Raw genomic sequence first — 15,811 nt, 5'->3', positions numbered from 1 at the left:
TTTTTCGTATGGGCGAATAAGCGTCTAAACCTTAAGCTCCGCCAAAACGCAGCACAATCTCCGTCCCCTCGCCCGGCTCGCTGCGTACGGTAATGTCGCCGCCATGCGCCAGCGTCAACTGCTTGGCGATCGTCATGCCGAGGCCCGAACCGCTCGTCGTTTCCTCCGTGTTCGTGCCGCGATAGTAGCGATCGAACAGCCGGTCCAGCGTCCTCGGGTCCATCCCCGCGCCGTTGTCGCGGATCGTGACCGTGAAGCCATGGTCGGCCTCTGCTTTCACCACAATGTCGATCGCCGTCTGCGCCGGGTTGTGCTTGATCGCATTGGAGATCATATTGTCGACGATGCGGGTGAACCATTTGCGGTCGATCGGGTACGTGACCGGGCTGCTCGATGGGGAGAACGTGATGGCGTAGGAGGCCGCCTGTGGATCGTTCATAAAGGCGACCACCGCCCGGCGCACGACTTCATTCACGTCCGAAGGCTTCCGGTCGAGCGGCAGCGCGTTGTTTTTCAGGCGGTACGTCAGGCTCAAATCCTCGATCAGCTCCGACATGAAATCGGACTTCTCGCGCAGGGTGCGGCCAATCGTTCGCAGCTCCTCTTCGGACCAAGAGTATGGGGCCGATTCGAGTACATGCGCATAGCCGCTGATCGACGACAACGGCGTCTTCAGGTCGTGGGATACGCCGGTGATCCATTCCTCGCGCGTCTGCTCCAGCCGGTTCCGCAGCTGCTCGCCGCGGGCAAGCTCCAGCCTCAAGCCTTCGAGCGATTCGTTCACTTCCCGGAACAACCGGAAGGTCCCCTTCGGCTTCCTGAGCCGTTTCCCGCTGACGCCGGACTTCCCCTTGCCCGTCCGGGGCGGCTGCGCATAGTTCCCCGAAGCCAATTGCTCGATGAATTCCAGCATCGCCCGGAACGGACGTCCGAAGCGGACGCCGTATACGTAGGAGAGGAGCAGAATGAACGCGGCCAGACCGATAAAATAGGCGAGAAACCCATTCGAGATGATCTGGTCCAACCCTTCCCCGGCCTCCGCAGACATCCCGTCCGAGGTACGGACGATCCACGTCTGCCGGGTCGCCGGGTCAAAGTGCACCGCTTCCTCCGCCTCCGTCTTCCCCGCAGCTGAGGCGCTCCCAATCATGTCACTTAGCGTAGCCTCTGAACGGGCCGCATGTTCTTCCCCAAATGCGTGAAGCAGCCGGCCGTCGGCGTCGTAAATGTACAGCGAAGCATGCTGCTGCCGCAGCGCCTGCTCGCCTGCCAGCGATAAAGCCTGCCCGTCGAAGGCGGACAGCACCTGTTGCAGTGCCTGTTCGGCCTTGCGCTTCTCGCCGTAGACGACGACGTACGTCTTGTTGTCCTTCTCCACTCGATTGACGGTCAGCGCGTATGGAAAAGGAAGCTTTTTCTTCCAGTAGGCGAATAGCTCTCCTGCCGCGTACTGCCCGGGGACATCGACGGGAGCCGCGGATGAGGCGAGCACACGCCCCTCCGGGCTTACGACCTGAAGCCAGCCGCCGCGCTCCGGCAAGGCGGACGCCCATCCGGCATCGACGACGGCTTGACCGCCCTTCACGGCAAACAAAGAACGGAACGCCCCTAACCCCGGCAGGCCTTCGGGATTTTGGGCGGCGTGTTTTTCCGTCTGCAGGCCGATGTAGACGATTAATACGAGTGCCCCCAGCGCCATGACCCCAATGAACAAGACCAACTGCGCAACGAATTGAAAGGTGAGCCTGCGGCTGATCCGGTTCATGGCAGCTCCTTCGGCGGGACGAGCTTGTAGCCGAGCCCGCGGACCGTCACCAGGTAATCCGGCTGCCCCGGGTCCCGTTCGATGCGCTCGCGGATGCGCCGGATATGGACGATGACCGTATGATCGTCGCCCATGCTGTCGATGCCCCAGACCGCTTCATATAGCTGGTCCTTCGTGAAGATGCGGTTCGGATGCTTGCAGAGGAAAAGCAGCAGTTGGAACACCTGGGCGGGGCAGGCGACCGGCTTTCCTTCCACGCGTAATTCTCCGGCCAGCTCGTCGACCTGAAAGCGCCCGTAATCGTAGACGGGCGTATGCGTGCGTGCGGACTTGCCCGGTTCCTCCGCCTGCGGCCTGGAACGGCGCAGCTGCGCCTTCATGCGCGCGACGACCTCCAGCGGATTGAACGGCTTCGTAATATAATCGTCGCCGCCCATCGCGAAGCCCGTCAGCTTGTCCAGATCCGAGCCCTTCGCGGTCACGAACAGGATCGGGGCATCCGTCGTCTCCCGGATAAACGGGCAAATCTCGAAGCCGCTTTTATCCGGAAGCATCACATCGAGCAAAATGATATCGTAGCGCTTTTGTCTGCATCGGGTGAGCGCCGCGGCGGCCGATTCGGCATGGTCGATGCGGCGGAAGCCTTCTTTTTTCAACACCATATCCAGCATCAGCAGGAGAGCCGGCTCGTCGTCCACCAGCAAAACAGCCGTTTCTTCCATGTCTATCGTTCCTCTCTATAGGCCAAAGATGATCTTGTCTTAAGTATAACGCTTCCGGGTTAACAGAACCTAAACGGCGCGGCACATGATTTATCTTGTCTTTATCTGATGCTTTGTCGCCGTTTAGCTCCGTGGGGTATGCTGGTTGGAGTGAAGGAGGAGAAGCAAAATGTTAGCCATCTGGAAAAAAGAATTCGTGCAGTCCTTTAAAAGCGTGTTTTCGATCGTGACGATTGCGATTTTTACGGCGGTCTCTTATTACTTGTCCGATTTCATAGCGAAGAACGGCGCGATGCTCGGCAAGGAGGTCGCCGAAGAAGGCTATGTCAGCGGCTTGGTGCTGCTGATGTATCTCTTTGGGTTTCTGTTTATGTTTTCCCTTTTCCACGATACCATGAATCGCGAGTTGGAAAGCCGGACCATCCGTTTTTTGGTAACCAAAACGTCGCGGTTGTCCATCGTGCTGGGCAAATTTCTCGGTATTTTTACGTACTGGTTCGTCTGTTTGCTGGTATCGTTCGGCATCATTACGGTGTTCGCGGAAAAGTTTTATTTCAAGTCGTTCGGCCAACTGCTGGTGATGATTCTCTACATGGTATCCATGTGCCTGTTGCTGTCCAGTCTGATTCCCAGACGCTCGATGTCGATGTTTAGCGGTCTGCTCGTCGGCTTGGCCATCCCCCTGTTCGGGCTGTGGAGCCAGTTTTCCGACAAGCTGTGGCTGAAAATATTCAAGTATGCGACCCCGTATTATTATTTTATCGATGGCGGCTCGTGGGGCTGGGCGGTCGTTCTGCTGATGGCTGCTGTCATGTTGGGCGGCTCCATTCTGCTGCTGCAAAGGAGGGATCTGTAATGCTCGTGATCCAGACGAAGGAGCTGAGAAAATCGTACGGCCCGCACGAGGTGGTGCGCGGCATATCGCTGCAGGTGAGCCAAGGGGAAATTTTCGGCTTCCTCGGCCGCAACGGCGCGGGGAAAACGACGTTCATCAACATGCTGACCGGCATCGTCCGGCCCTCGGGCGGGGAATTTTCCATTCTGGGCACGCCTCACGGACAGTTGGACCGCGTGAAGCGGCATATCGGGGTGCTGCCGGATTATACGGAGTTTTACGGGAACGACACGGCGCTTGAGCACTTGCGGTATTTTTCCGGTGTGAAGGGGCTGAAGGTCTCCAAGCGGGAATGTCTGGACGTGCTGGACAAGGTCGGCTTAAGTCAGGCGGCGCATGTGAAGACGAAGAAATTTTCGTTCGGGATGAAAAAGAAGCTTGGAGTCGCGCAGGCGATTCTCGGACAGCCTGAGCTGATTTTTCTAGACGAGCCGACCTCCGGCATGGACCCCGAGTCGGCCTTGGAGATGCAGCAGCTCATCCGCACGCTCGCGGACAAGCGGCAGACGATCTTTATGACCTCCCATAATCTCCATGAAGTGGAAAAGCTCTGCACGCGCATTGCGATCATGAAGCGGGGGACGATCACGGGGCTGGGTACGATCGAAGAGCTGCAGCGGACGTTCCAGCCGGGCATGCAGGTGACGGTCAAGCTGGCGGCGCGGAACGAAGAGCTGTATGGGAAGGCGCGCGAAGCCTTGCAGCAGCAGGGTGTATGCCGCATCCAAAGCTGGGACGAGCGGTACCTTACGGCGGAGATCGGGGAGGAAGCGGACATTGCCGCCGTCATCCGCGTGCTATGCTCGCATGAAGTGGACATGTTCAGCGTACAAACGGCCCGTCTGTCGCTGGAGGACATTTTTATGTTGGATTAGCACTTGCGGGATATCTCCTCATGGTTGACAATGGAAAATGGAAAAAGCCCATCTGTGAAGATGCGTTCACGCCGAAGTACATCACCCATTGGAGGAGAATGCCGCGATGGAACTGAACCTGATGACGTTTAACCTGCGCGTAAATACGCCCGTAGACGGAGGCAACGCTTGGCCTTACCGCATCCGGCACGCAGCCGCCGCCATCAAGAAGACGGTCCCCCTTGTCGTAGGGACGCAGGAAGGGACAAACGCGATGCTGCTCGACTTGGACCGGGAGCTGCCGGGGTACAGCCGGCTGGGCGAAGGACGGAGCGGTTCGACGAACGAGGAAGACAGGCTCCACGACGAATGCTGCGCGATCTATTACCGGCATGACCTGCTTGCTCCGGTGGCGAGCGGGCAGTTCTGGCTGTCGGAGACGCCGGACGTGCCGGGCAGCAAGAGCTGGGACAGCAGCCTGCCGAGAATTTGCACGTGGGCTTGCTTTGAGGTGAAGGCGTCGGGACGCCGCTTCTATGCGTTCAACACGCACTTCGATCATCTGGGGCAGCGGGCCAGGGAAGAAAGCGCGCGCCTCGTGCTGGAGCGTATCCGACGGTGCCGGGAGGAAGACGGAATTCCGGCCGTACTCACGGGGGATTTCAATGCCTTCCCCGACAATCCCGCGATTGTCGCGCTGAAGGAGCGGCTGGCCGACGCCTTCGACGTTCTGCAGGAGGAGGTCGGCCGGACGTTCCATGCCTACGAAGGCGGTACGGAAGGTCAGCCGATCGATTACCTGTTCGCCACGGAAGGCGCCGAATTTGCGAGAACGATCGTACACCGCGAGCGCTGGGAAGGTGTGTATCCGTCGGACCATTACCCCGTCGAGGCACACGTGCGGCTGCTCTAGGAGGCGATCCAGGGGCGGCTGGCACGCTCCACGACCTGCCTGTTCAACGCACATCTAAGGTCTGCTTCTCGCCCTCAACCGGGCAAAGGAGCAGACCTTATTTTTGTCGGGAACATGTTCCCTCGTATCATCCCTTCAGCGCCCCTGCGGTCAACCCGCCGGTAATTTGCCGTTGGAAGAAGCTGTAAGCGACGATGACTGGAATCATCGAGATGGCGAGTCCCGCGAACAAGGGGCCCCATTCCGTACGGTACTGCATCTCCCCCTGCATGATGGCGATCCCGACCGGAACCGTATATTTCGTCGGATCGTTGATCAGGACGGTTGCCATGATATATTCGTTCCAGACGGTCAGCGCGTTCATAATGGCGACGGTGACCAGCCCCGGCTTGGATAACGGCAGCATGATGCGGAAGAACGTTCCGAAATACGAGCAGCCGTCGATCGTGGCCGCTTCTTCCAGCTCTTTCGGCAGCGATTTGTAGAAGCCGACGAGGAAGAAGACGCCGAAGGGCAATATGCCGACCGCCCCCACCGAGTAGACCAAGGTCAAGCCCAGCAGCGAATTGGACAACTGCAGCGTATTAAGCAAAAAGACGAGTGGAATCAAGCCGAGAATCGTCGGAATCATCATGGAGGCGACGTAGACGAAATAAAGCGCGCCTCGTCCTTTGAATTCGTAGCGGGCGAGCACGTAGGCGGTCGTAGCGGCCATCGCCAGCGAGAGCAGCGTGCTGCCCGCGGTGACCAGCGTTGAGTTGATGAAATAATCGCCGAAATGCGCGCGGCTCCAGACGTTGGCGTAATTTTCGAAGATCAGCGGGGACGGCAGATCCCACGGCTTTCCCTGAAGCACCTGCGGATTATCCTTCAGCGAGGTGAAGAAGGTCCACAGGACCGGGTAAATGACAAGAATGCTCCATACCAGAGGAAAAAAACGGACGAGCGCTTTCGTTGCGCCATGTGCGGGTTTGCCTGCGGCGGAAGTCCCGGCCATACCCATCCCTCCCTACAATTCGATGGTTTCCCGCTTCAAGAACCGGCTCAAGATCAGCGTGGTCAGCAAAGACAGGATTAAAATCAGGACGCCGATGGTTGCGCCGTAGCTTAAGTGATACTGCTTGAAGCCCATCTGATACAAATAGTAGCCCATCACCTGCGTCGCGTTGTCGGGACCGCCGTCGGTCATGAGCCGGACGATAATGAACGACCCGTTCAGCGTGGTGATGACAATGTGCAGCACCGAGGTTTTGAACTGCTCCCAGATGAGCGGCAGCGTCACGTTCCAGAACTGCTGCCACTGCCCGGCGCCATCGATCTCCGCAGCCTCGTAGAGCGAGCTTGGAATCGCCAGGATGGAAGCGATGATCAGAATCATGTAAAAGCCGATCCCGGCCCACACGCTCGGAGGCAGCAGCGACCACATGGCGAGCTTCGCGTCGCCCAGCCAGTTCGTCTCGACCGGCTTGTCGGTGAAGAGCGACAGGAACGCATTGAGAAAGCCGAGCTGCGGATTATAGATGAAGCTCCACAGCACGCCGATGACCGCAACCGAAATGATGTTCGGGAAGAAGAAAATGACGCGGTAGAAGCCGTATTCCCGCAGCTTCAGCCGGGTCAGAGCCACGGCGAAGAAGGTGGCGATCAGCATGATCAGAACCACTTTCCAGAAGACGAGAAAATAGTCGTTCTTGATCGCTTGGCCGATAATCTCGTCGGACAGCAGCTCGCGGTAGTTGCCGAGTCCGATGAAATTCATCGTTTCCGAGCCGCCGGACCAGTCGAAGAAGCTCAAATACAAGCCGCGGAATAACGGATAGATCGTGAACACCAGAAACACCGCGAAGGTCGGCAGCAGGAAGGTCGTAATAAAAAGCGCGCGATTCCATTTCATAAGACATCCTCCACTGCTAGGGATTGGAAGAAACAAATCGGCAGGAAGAGGTCCTGCCGATCGTTCCCGGGTCGAGACGCTATTTGCTTCCTCTGACTTTAGCGGCGGCTTTCTCCATGCGGTCCATCCATTCGTCCGGCGTAATTTTCTTTTGCAGCAGCGCGATCGTGGCGTCATTCTCGGCCTGCTCCAAGTCGGCGTTCAGCTTGAATACGGGGGCGACGATGGTGTTGCTGCTGTTGAAATATTTCATGGCCGTTTTCACGACGCCGCTGGCGCTTGTCGCTTCGAGGTCGGCCTTCACGTTCATGATGGCTCCGGTCAGCTCCGCCCAGCGGGTGGCCGTTTTCTTCGTGAAAATGAACTGCACGAACGCTTTGGCCGCTTCGGGGTTTTTCGCTTTCTTCGCGATGGCGATATTGCTCGTGTATGGAATGGCAATGCTTTTGCCGCCCGGCTTCTGCATGACGGAAGGAAGGAAGCCGAATTTGAAGTCGGCCGGGACGTCCTTCTTCATTTCGTTCTCCAGCCACAGCCCGTTCGGAATCATGGCGTCTTTACGCTGGAGGAACAGCATTTGCGAATCGGTGTGATTGATGCCGAAGGAGGCATTGTCAAAGTACCCTTTGTCCCGCATAACGACCAGCTTTTGCAGCGTTTTGGCGACGGCGTCGTTTTTGAACGCTTTTTCCTTCGCGGCTTCCTGATCCTTCAAAATTTGCGGATTGTCGCCGTTCTCGGACACGAAGCCGGAGTTGACCAGCCCGCCGACGATGTAGTACGGGTATTTGCCGGTATGGATGTAAGGATTGATGCCGGAGGCTTTGATCTTCTCGCTGGTGGCGAGGAAGCTGTCCCAATCGGTCGGAACGGTCCAGCCGTTCTTCTTGAACAGCGCTTCGTCGTAGAACGTGCCCCAAGAGCCGAAGACGAGCGGGATCGTAAAGTTTTTGCCGTTGAAATCTTGAGGAGGGGCGATCAATTGGTCCGTCAGCTTGTCGCCGTCAACGTTTTTCGCGGTTTTCACCCAGTCGGAGATGTCCATGAGCTGATCGTCCTTGACCATCTGGGCTTCGTTCGACCCGGCTCCATCGATGTAGACGACGTCGGGCGGATTGCCTTGAATCCAGCGCGGCTTCATTTGGTCGTTGATCTGCGAGCCGGCCGATTGCTTGATTTTCAGGTCCGGGTACTTCTTCTGGAACTCGCCGATCACTTCTTTCCACCAGGCGTCGCCGTAGCCGCCGACGAAGTATTGAATCTCGAAGTCGCCCGCGATTTTGGTGCCGTCCGCCGGTTTGGCCCCGTCCGCAGGCTTCGCTCCGTCGGCGGGCTTGGCGGCTTCGCCCGGCTTGGCCGTGTCTGCCGGTTTAGCGGCCGGTGCGCCCCCGCAGCCGGCCAGCGAAAGCGCACAAAGCAGGGAGGCCATACCCAAGGCCGCGCTTTTGGTTAATGCTTTTTTCATCATACAAACCCTCCTAAAATAGGATCTCTAAGGCATACATTGATTGCGTAACCTTATCTTAGGAGGTTTGATGCAAAAGCTCCATTGAATATCTTCCAAGAGTTCTTTATTTTTTTATGATAATCGTCACTCAAACAAATGAAATAAGCTTCCTATGCAAGGAAGCTTATTCAGAGTGTCGAGAAAGTAGTCAATCAAGGTAATAGAGGTTACGAGGGGGTGGGGTATCTACTTCCGGTCGCTGTTGTCAGTGGGAAACTTTGATTGAAGCCGCTTAACAGCGGATATTTCCCACAGACAAAGGCGAACGCTATCGCTCCTCCAGTAGATACCCCACCTCCGTATGTTTCTCTATTTTTGTCAAAAGATCTTTCTTAAACACTCTAATCTTCCAAAACAAGGAAGCTTGTTTCATGTAGGCGAAACATGTTCTAGAAGGCGAAGACGACAAGCAATACGCAATGTTCGCGTCAGAGTTCGTGAAGACGATGCCGCAGAAAGGAACCGCTAGCGGCTGGCGTGTGGTCGAGGAGACGAGGCCGAAGTTTGCTTCTTACTATACCTCTGTTCCAACCTAGATTCTCTCTTTTGTTTGACTTTTTCTAGGTCTGCAATTCTTTTTTCTACAAATTTCAGTTCTAGCACGTCCCTCGCTACTTCTCGAATAATTTTTAAGAATAGCAACGAAGATGAGAATCCTATAGCGCAATACACTATTATTCCCAAAGTAGTTATAGTGGATGGACTTAAAATCCCCCAAGTAGGAATAACATCCTTAATGAAGTAGGTACAGAAAGTTATAATGAGCCCAATAATGACTGGTATATAAGCACTTTGTTTGCCACCTTCAATTTTTGCTTCTAAGGTGCCTTTTCTCAGTAAAAGCGAGTCCGCCGAAAGAGATCGAATCTCGTCAATAGATGCATCAGAGACACTAAGTTTATATCCCATAATTATTCCGCCCCCTATAAGATTGTTATAAATACTGGCATCGGTATATTCTAACAGATTCTTTAGAGGATTACGGAGACGGTATTATCGAGGTCGAAAACCCACGCAGAGTGACACTCTTTACCACTGCCCGGCGTGCGGCGACGGCTCTGACGGCCGCGCTACAACGGAAGTCCCGATGCCTTCACTTAACGTTAAAATCCGTAAACTCCACCCACACGCTACCGTACCTACTTACGCCACGGCCGGCGCTGCCGCTTTCGATCCTGTCGCGGTCGAGGACTTTGTGATCGCGCCCGGCGAGACCGCTAAAATACCTCATGGCCTCACGTTCGAGATTACGCCCGGATACGATGTATGTTTGTATGCGGTCCTATTTGTTTTAAAAATTTTTCCATGCGTTCCCAAAACCTTTATTCGAAGAGATAGGCACTGACCACTACCATTCAAACGCTTTTTTAGTATTGGATTCCCATCACATTATTCCCTGCTTTTCGTGAGGGCGATCTGCTGAAGCTGATCGAGGGCGGCTTGGGGCGGCATGTGGTCGACCAGGACGGCTTGACCCATCTTTCGCGTTCCGTCCATGACCTTCTGCCAGGCAGGGTGGTTGACAGGATAAAATTTGGCCGTCTGCAGCGCTTCGAGGCTGTCTTTTACGTTCTTGTCCTTGGCCGCAAGCTTGTCTCCTACGGATTTGGTCACCGGCAGGAAGCCTTCGCGCAGAATAAGGTTCTCGTAGCGCGCATCGTCGTATAGAAAGCTGATGAATTTGGAAAGCGCCTCTTTGTTCGTATGATCCGTCTTGAAGGACACCAGCACATCCTGCACGCCGAAGGAGATGGGCGGGGTTCCGTCCTTGACCGGCATCGGTCCGATGCCCCATTTCAGACCGGGAAATTCTTTGGGAACGACGGAAGTGAAATAATTGCCCGAAATCATCGTCCCGAGCTTTCCGTTCCCGAGAATGCGGTGCTTCTCGTCGCGTGTCGTGACGGTCGGCTCGGTATCGGTCAGCCCTTGGTCGTAAAGCGACTTCAGAAAGGTCAGCCCTTCGACGTTTTCCGGCGAATTGATCGTCCACTGCCCGTCCTTCATCCAGCCTCCGCCCGCTCCGAAGAAGAAATAGGACAAGTAGGCTTGGCTTTCGTTGTCCGTCAAGTCCACGCCGAAGCCTTCGGCTTTTCCCGTCTGCTTGATTTTCCGCGCCGTCTCGACCAGCTCGGACCACGTTTTCGGCGGCTCGGTCAGCCCGATGTCATCAAAAATGTCCTTGTTGTAATACAGGTTGCGGACAGTGGCGAGATAAGGGATCGCGTATTGGGCGCCGTTCCAATAATCCATTTGCAGAAACTTGGGAAGAAGGTCCGCCTTCAGCTCCGGGGACAGGATTTCGTTCCAGTCGTTGAGCAGGCCGTCCTTGGCAAAATGGGCGTACACGTTCGTATTCAACAGGTCCGGCGGCTGGTTCTTGCTGATCATGGTCGTATAGACGCCGTCGAGGATGTCCCAATTCGCCACCTGCAGCTCGACGTCAATGTTCGGATATTTCGCTTCGAAATCTTTCACGATGCTCTCCAGCAGCGGCCGCGTATCCGTGCTGTACTCCGCGGCCAAGAACTGGATCAACGCCTTCTGCTCCGCCAGAGCGGGAGAAGGGGAAGAGTCGATCCCGCAGCCGGACAGCGGCATCAGCAGCAGCGGCAGCGTGGCCGACACGGCCACTGCGGCGGGCTTCCGTCGGTTCATTCGGTCCACCTCGATTCTTGGATTGATCGCCCGAGCCGGGGCATGGTTTCCTTACCTTTCCACAAAAGGGAAGAGCAGCTTTTGATTCTCCGGATCGTACATGTTCTCCTTGGTGACGACCGTCGAATCGATGTTGTCGCGCGGGTTCGCATTTTTCCCGTCGATGAGCTCCACAGCCGCCTTTACGCCCAAATAACCGATGTTAAAAGGCTTCTGGACCAGCGTGGCATGCAGCGCGCCTTCCTCCAGCAGCTTGATCTCATAGATCGAAGCTCCGAAGCCGACGAGCTTGACCGAGGCGCTTTTGTTCAGTTCCTTGATCGCTTTGGCGGCTCCCAAGGTAGCCGTCTCGTTCAGGCAGATCATGCCGTTAATCTCCGGGTGGTCGGCCAGCAACTGCTTGGTCGCTTGGTAGGCCAGCTCCTCCTGATTCGCAGCATACCGCGTGCCGACGACGGCCGCCGGCGGGTCGGCGGCGAGCACCTCCCGAACGCCGTTTTCCCGGTCTGTGGCGGTGGGCGAGCCGCCCTTGTCGCTAAGGATCGCCACGGCGGGCCGGCCATTGGTCATGGAGACCAGCGCCCGTCCGGCTTTTCGGCCTGCGTCCAGATTGTTGCTGGCGATAAAGCTGTCGCCGGGATTGCCGTCCAACGGCGAATCGATCACGACCAGCTTGATTCCGGCTTGGCGCACCTTCTCCGCTACAGGAACGAGCAGATCGTTGTCGGCGGGGGCCAGCACGATCGCTTGGGGCTTCTCCGCGATCGCTTGCTCCACGAGGCCGATTTGCTCGTGCACGTCGGTTTCCTGCAAGGGGCCGCGAATGTCCGCCTTCGCCTGAAATTCTTTGGCGGCCGTCTTCGCCCCGGCCCGGACCGTCTGCCAAAATTCCGTGCGGATATCGTTGCTTTTCATAATGACGATAATGCTCTTGTCCTTGCCGCTTTCGGTCCGGACGGACTGGAGCAGGATGGCGGTATAGGCGCCCAAGGCCAAGAGGGGCACTAGCATCCACACGATTTTTTTATGCGTCTGCATCGGCTGCTCCTTTCCTACTCGCTTTTCGGGATCGTCAGCGTGACCCGGGTGCCCTTCTCCGGTTCGCTTTCGAAGCTCACGCCGTAGCTCGTCCCGAAATAAAGCTGAATCCGCTCGTGAACGTTGGCGATGCCTACGCCCGTGCCGCGCTCCGTTCCCGTCTTCGGCACCAGAATGTGCCGCAGCTGGTCCGGTGTCATGCCGAGGCCGTTGTCCTCGATGGTGAACACGATCTTGCCGTCTTTCTCCCTGCCCGCAATGGTGATGAGTCCGCACCCCGGTTTGTTTTTGATCCCGTGGTAGATGGCGTTTTCGACGAAGGGCTGGAGCAAAATTTTGATCGTTTTGCAGGCCATAATGTCTTGGGAGACGTCGATCCGGTAATCCAGCTTTTCCTTGTACCTCATCTTCTGGATCAGCAGATAGCTGCGGATATGCTCGATTTCGATGAAGAGGGGCACGAGCTCGTCGCTTTTGTTGATGCTGGCGCGGAACAGCTTGGCGAGCGCGGAGGTCATGAGCACGACTTCCTCATGCTTTTTGCCCTCGGCCATCCAGATGATCGAATCGAGCGTATTGTACAGAAAATGCGGATTGATCTGCGCTTGAAGTACCTTGAGCTCGCTTTTGCGCTTCGTTTCCTCGTTGCGGATGATTTCGCTCATCAGCTCCTTCGTGTGGCCGACCATCAGGTTGAACGTGCGCCCGAGCTGGCCGATCTCGTTCTGCTGCTCGATCTCGGCGCGAATGTCGAAGTTGCCTTTTTCCACCTGCTTCATCTTATCCTGAAGGTTCTTGATCGGCTTGGAAAACCGGTGCGAGAGCACAAACGACAGCAGCAGGGTGATCGCCAGCCCGAAGACGGCCAGCAGCAGGAACGAGCCTTGAATCGTGTGCTTGTTGGTGACGAGCTCGTCCGTGTAGGCGACGCCGACGATTTTCCAGCCGAATTTCGTATCGTGGACCGAGTAGATCCGCGATTCGTCGCCGTCGTACGCGACGAAGCTTTCCGTATGCATCACCTTGTCGATCAGCTCGCTTTTCAGGTTGCTGTAGATGAGCTGCTGCTGCGGGTGGTAGACGATGTTGCCGCCGTTGTCGACAATGAACACGTAGCCCCGCTTGCCGAGGTTGACCTGGCTGCAGATTTCGCTGATGACGCTCAAGTTGAGATCGACGAGAAAAATGCCTTCCCCCGCGATCCCGTCGGTGCTTTTCAGCTCCCGGCTGAGGGAGACGACCCAGCGATATTCGTTCTGGATCACATGCTGGACGTGGGAGGAGGAGACGACCGGCTTGCCGCCTTCCTGCTTCGCTTGCTTGTACCAGAGCTGCTCCTCCGGTCTCGCGTTCGGATTGAGGCTGGTGCTGCGCCGGTCTGACACGAACTTGCCGTTGTATCCGAACACCATGATGGAGGCGATGTCTTTGCGGGTGTACAGAATCGACTGGAACATGTCCGAAATGCGTTTCTCGTATATCCGGCGGTCGGCCTCGCTGATGAACACCGTGTTGGAGATAAAATATTTGACGTCTTTGTTCGTTAGGGCCAGGGTGGAGATGTTTTCCATGTTCGTGAAGTAGGACTGGATGTTGGCGCCGACCTGCTTCATGACTTCCGAGAGGTAGGCTTGCGAATTTTTCTCCACGGCGTCGGCGGACAGCCGGTAGGAGATGAAGCTGGTGATGCCGACGGAGACGAGAATCAAGCAGGAAAAAGCCGCAGCGATGCTGGAGCGGATGCTCTTGAATTGGAACCGTGGCAGCGGAGGGCGGAGCATCGGCTTCATTGGCGTGGCTCCTTGGTCGCGTTATCCCGGTATTCCGTCGGCGTGAGGCCGGAGTGCTTCTTGAAGATCAGGCTGAAATAGTTCGGATCGGCATAGCCGACCTGCGCCGCAATCTCATAGGATTTGAGCGGGGTATGCAGCAGCAGCTCCTTCGCCTTGTCGATGCGCACCCGCGTCAAATATTCGACGAACGTTTCACCGAGCTGCTGCTTGAACACGGTGCTGAAATAGCTGGTGCTCATGAGCGTATGCCGGCACAGCTCCTGCAGGGAGAGCTTCTCGTTCGCGTAATGCTCGTGAATATACTCGGTGGCCCGCAGCACCTGCATATGCGTCAGGCGGTTTCGCTGCTCGGAAATTTGGTTCAGCGCCAGGCTTAGAATGTGCTTCAGCCAGTCTAGGATTTCGTCCAGCGTTTTGAACCGGTACACGTCCGTCAGCCAATTGCGCTCGCCTACGGCTGCGCGCGGTTCGTCCGCTCCGAGCTCCCGGACCGTATTCGTCAGCGTGACGATCACCGACTGGATCTGCCAATAGCACGCTTCGATCGGCATCCGGGACGTTTTCAAGTGGGTGACCAACTGCTCGATCAAGAGGTGAACGTCTGCGGTTGTGCCCGTTTTCACGGCGGAGGCAAGCAGCCGGTTCCATTCCGCGCCGTTGTCCGGAGCGGCGGGCGGCTGTCCCTCCATATCGACGATGCCGATCACTTGGTTTTTGCCGAGCAGCAGCCGGTATTCGAGCGCGGACAGGGCGCTTTTGTAAGAGAGGGGAAGCTGCTCCAGCGCGCCGCATACGCGTCCGACGCCTATGCTTACGGTCAGTTTCAAATATTTCTCGACAAACTGCCGGATCGTTTCGGCGAGCTGGTACGCGAGCTCGTACAGAGGCATGGCTGCAAGCCCGGACACGATGGCCACAACGCGCTCCTCGCGGGTACGAAACGCGATTCCATTCTCCTGGCCCACGATTTCCTGGACCATGTTGTACACGGCAAAGCGCAGCAGCTCCTGATCCTGGTCGGAGGGCAGGTGGCCGCCGCCGCCGAAATCGTCGATGTCGACGACCATCGCCACATAGTCGGGCAGAGGCTCGGGAAGCCCGAAATAGCGGAGCCGCTCGCGGATTTCCATATCCCCCATGGTGGTCGTCGCCCATCGTTCGAGAAAGCGTTCCTTCAGCAGGGGCAGACTTTGGTTCAATTGCATGTGCAGCCGCGTCAAATCTTCCCGCTGGCGGGTCTCCTCGTCGAGCTCGCCTTTCACTTTCGTCAGCAGCGCGCGAAGGTCGGCCGCTGTAATCGGTTTCAAAATAAAGTCATAAGCTTTGAGCCGCAGCGCCTGCTGCGCATAATCGAAATCGTCGAAGCCGGTCAGGATGATCACCTTCACGAAAGGGTACCGGGTCCGGATGAGCCGCGTCAGCTCCAGCCCGTCCATAAACGGCATGCAAATATCCGACAGCACGAGGTCCGGTCTGAGCTGCTCCATCGCTTCCCACGCTTCCCGGCCGCTCGCATAATCGCCTACGAGCTCGAAACCAAGCCCGTTCCAATCGATATGCTCCTTGATGCCCTCGCGTACGATCGCTTCGTCGTCCACAATCATGATTTTGTACATGCGCACCCCCGGATTTCCAGCGTAACTTTGTGTTGAGTGTACTGTAAAAAGGGAAATTCAGGCAAGAGGATTGTGGGCGCTTTTGCATTTTTTTGTAGAAACTTAACATGCCGCCCTCGCTCATCGCAGCTACGGCATCCGTAATATGAATCGTGT

General features: G+C 56.6%; 13 protein-coding genes. 3 read left to right on the top strand and 10 right to left on the bottom strand.

All coding sequences use genetic code 11. The features are described from left to right. Window positions 1-31: 31 nt before the first annotated feature. Together NI000_RS23225 and NI000_RS23220 are read right to left on the bottom strand one after the other, a co-directional pair. Window positions 32-1,765: a sensor histidine kinase gene (locus NI000_RS23225; protein WP_253413770.1), complete on the bottom strand. Its 1,734-nt coding sequence runs from the start codon at window positions 1,763-1,765 to the stop codon at window positions 32-34. Further along, the gene (locus NI000_RS23220; RefSeq protein WP_253413769.1) at window positions 1,762-2,487 is read right to left on the bottom strand and encodes a response regulator transcription factor; all 726 of its coding nucleotides are present in this window, start codon (window positions 2,485-2,487) and stop codon (window positions 1,762-1,764) included. The genes NI000_RS23225 and NI000_RS23220 overlap by 4 nt, the downstream gene beginning before the upstream one ends. A 169-nt stretch (window positions 2,488-2,656) precedes the next feature. On the opposite strand from NI000_RS23220, the gene NI000_RS23215 reads away from it, so the two are divergent. The 3 genes from NI000_RS23215 to NI000_RS23205 all read left to right on the top strand — a co-directional run bounded on the left by NI000_RS23215 (window position 2,657) and on the right by NI000_RS23205 (window position 5,149). Then, window positions 2,657-3,343 carry an ABC transporter permease gene (locus tag NI000_RS23215; protein ID WP_253413768.1) on the top strand — a complete coding sequence of 229 codons (687 nt, stop codon included), beginning with the start codon at window positions 2,657-2,659 and terminating at the stop codon, window positions 3,341-3,343. Then, window positions 3,343-4,257 (top strand): ABC transporter ATP-binding protein, encoded by a 915-nt coding sequence (locus NI000_RS23210; protein WP_253413767.1) that lies wholly within the window; start codon window positions 3,343-3,345, stop codon window positions 4,255-4,257. Before NI000_RS23215 ends, NI000_RS23210 begins: the two co-directional genes overlap by 1 nt. Before the next feature lie 106 nt (window positions 4,258-4,363). Further along, window positions 4,364-5,149, top strand: a complete 786-nt coding sequence (locus tag NI000_RS23205; protein WP_253413766.1) for an endonuclease/exonuclease/phosphatase family protein — start codon at window positions 4,364-4,366, stop codon at window positions 5,147-5,149. Between the two features lie 127 nt (window positions 5,150-5,276). Here NI000_RS23205 and NI000_RS23200 read toward each other — a convergent pair whose 3' ends face one another. The 8 genes from NI000_RS23200 to NI000_RS23165 form a co-directional block, all read right to left on the bottom strand. Beyond that, a complete protein-coding gene (locus tag NI000_RS23200) occupies window positions 5,277-6,146 on the bottom strand; it encodes a carbohydrate ABC transporter permease (protein ID WP_253413765.1) in 870 nt (289 codons plus the stop codon). 12 nt (window positions 6,147-6,158) lie between these two features. Further along, window positions 6,159-7,043, bottom strand: coding sequence for a carbohydrate ABC transporter permease (locus NI000_RS23195; RefSeq protein ID WP_253413764.1), 885 nt, complete (start codon window positions 7,041-7,043; stop codon window positions 6,159-6,161). A gap of 79 nt (window positions 7,044-7,122) precedes the next feature. After that, window positions 7,123-8,508 (bottom strand): extracellular solute-binding protein, encoded by a 1,386-nt coding sequence (locus tag NI000_RS23190; protein WP_253413763.1) that lies wholly within the window; start codon window positions 8,506-8,508, stop codon window positions 7,123-7,125. A gap of 507 nt (window positions 8,509-9,015) precedes the next feature. Further along, on the bottom strand, window positions 9,016-9,459 hold the full coding sequence (locus NI000_RS23185; RefSeq protein WP_253413762.1) for a hypothetical protein: 444 nt from the start codon (window positions 9,457-9,459) through the stop codon (window positions 9,016-9,018). Window positions 9,460-9,939: 480 nt separating this feature from the next. Continuing rightward, window positions 9,940-11,208, bottom strand: coding sequence for an ABC transporter substrate-binding protein (locus NI000_RS23180; RefSeq protein WP_253413761.1), 1,269 nt, complete (start codon window positions 11,206-11,208; stop codon window positions 9,940-9,942). Between the two features lie 51 nt (window positions 11,209-11,259). Continuing rightward, a complete protein-coding gene (locus NI000_RS23175) occupies window positions 11,260-12,246 on the bottom strand; it encodes a substrate-binding domain-containing protein (protein WP_253413760.1) in 987 nt (328 codons plus the stop codon). 14 nt (window positions 12,247-12,260) lie between these two features. Beyond that, window positions 12,261-14,036, bottom strand: coding sequence for a cache domain-containing sensor histidine kinase (locus NI000_RS23170; protein ID WP_253413759.1), 1,776 nt, complete (start codon window positions 14,034-14,036; stop codon window positions 12,261-12,263). Beyond that, entirely contained in the window at window positions 14,033-15,655 is a 1,623-nt protein-coding gene (locus NI000_RS23165) for a response regulator transcription factor (RefSeq protein WP_253413758.1), read from the bottom strand. Before NI000_RS23165 ends, NI000_RS23170 begins: the two co-directional genes overlap by 4 nt. Window positions 15,656-15,811: the final 156 nt, after the last annotated feature.

It is taken from the genome of Paenibacillus tyrphae, assembly GCF_024158745.1.
Lineage (GTDB): Bacteria > Bacillota > Bacilli > Paenibacillales > NBRC-103111 > Paenibacillus_G > Paenibacillus_G tyrfis_A.
This window is presented reverse-complemented; position numbering and strand designations above follow the sequence as displayed.

Excerpts from the sequence above, each read along its gene's own strand:
- NI000_RS23180 (WP_253413761.1), bottom strand. The coding sequence starts at position 11,208 with ATGAACCGACGGAAGCCCGCCGCAGTGGCCGTGTCGGCCACGCTGCCG.
- NI000_RS23205 (WP_253413766.1), top strand. The coding sequence starts at position 4,364 with ATGGAACTGAACCTGATGACGTTTAACCTGCGCGTAAATACGCCCGTA.
- NI000_RS23170 (WP_253413759.1), bottom strand. The coding sequence starts at position 14,036 with ATGAAGCCGATGCTCCGCCCTCCGCTGCCACGGTTCCAATTCAAGAGC.
- NI000_RS23195 (WP_253413764.1), bottom strand. The coding sequence starts at position 7,043 with ATGAAATGGAATCGCGCGCTTTTTATTACGACCTTCCTGCTGCCGACC.
- NI000_RS23210 (WP_253413767.1), top strand. The coding sequence starts at position 3,343 with ATGCTCGTGATCCAGACGAAGGAGCTGAGAAAATCGTACGGCCCGCAC.
- NI000_RS23185 (WP_253413762.1), bottom strand. The coding sequence starts at position 9,459 with ATGGGATATAAACTTAGTGTCTCTGATGCATCTATTGACGAGATTCGA.
- NI000_RS23215 (WP_253413768.1), top strand. The coding sequence starts at position 2,657 with ATGTTAGCCATCTGGAAAAAAGAATTCGTGCAGTCCTTTAAAAGCGTG.
- NI000_RS23175 (WP_253413760.1), bottom strand. The coding sequence starts at position 12,246 with ATGCAGACGCATAAAAAAATCGTGTGGATGCTAGTGCCCCTCTTGGCC.
- NI000_RS23165 (WP_253413758.1), bottom strand. The coding sequence starts at position 15,655 with ATGTACAAAATCATGATTGTGGACGACGAAGCGATCGTACGCGAGGGC.
- NI000_RS23190 (WP_253413763.1), bottom strand. The coding sequence starts at position 8,508 with ATGAAAAAAGCATTAACCAAAAGCGCGGCCTTGGGTATGGCCTCCCTG.
- NI000_RS23220 (WP_253413769.1), bottom strand. The coding sequence starts at position 2,487 with ATGGAAGAAACGGCTGTTTTGCTGGTGGACGACGAGCCGGCTCTCCTG.
- NI000_RS23200 (WP_253413765.1), bottom strand. The coding sequence starts at position 6,146 with ATGGCCGGGACTTCCGCCGCAGGCAAACCCGCACATGGCGCAACGAAA.
- NI000_RS23225 (WP_253413770.1), bottom strand. The coding sequence starts at position 1,765 with ATGAACCGGATCAGCCGCAGGCTCACCTTTCAATTCGTTGCGCAGTTG.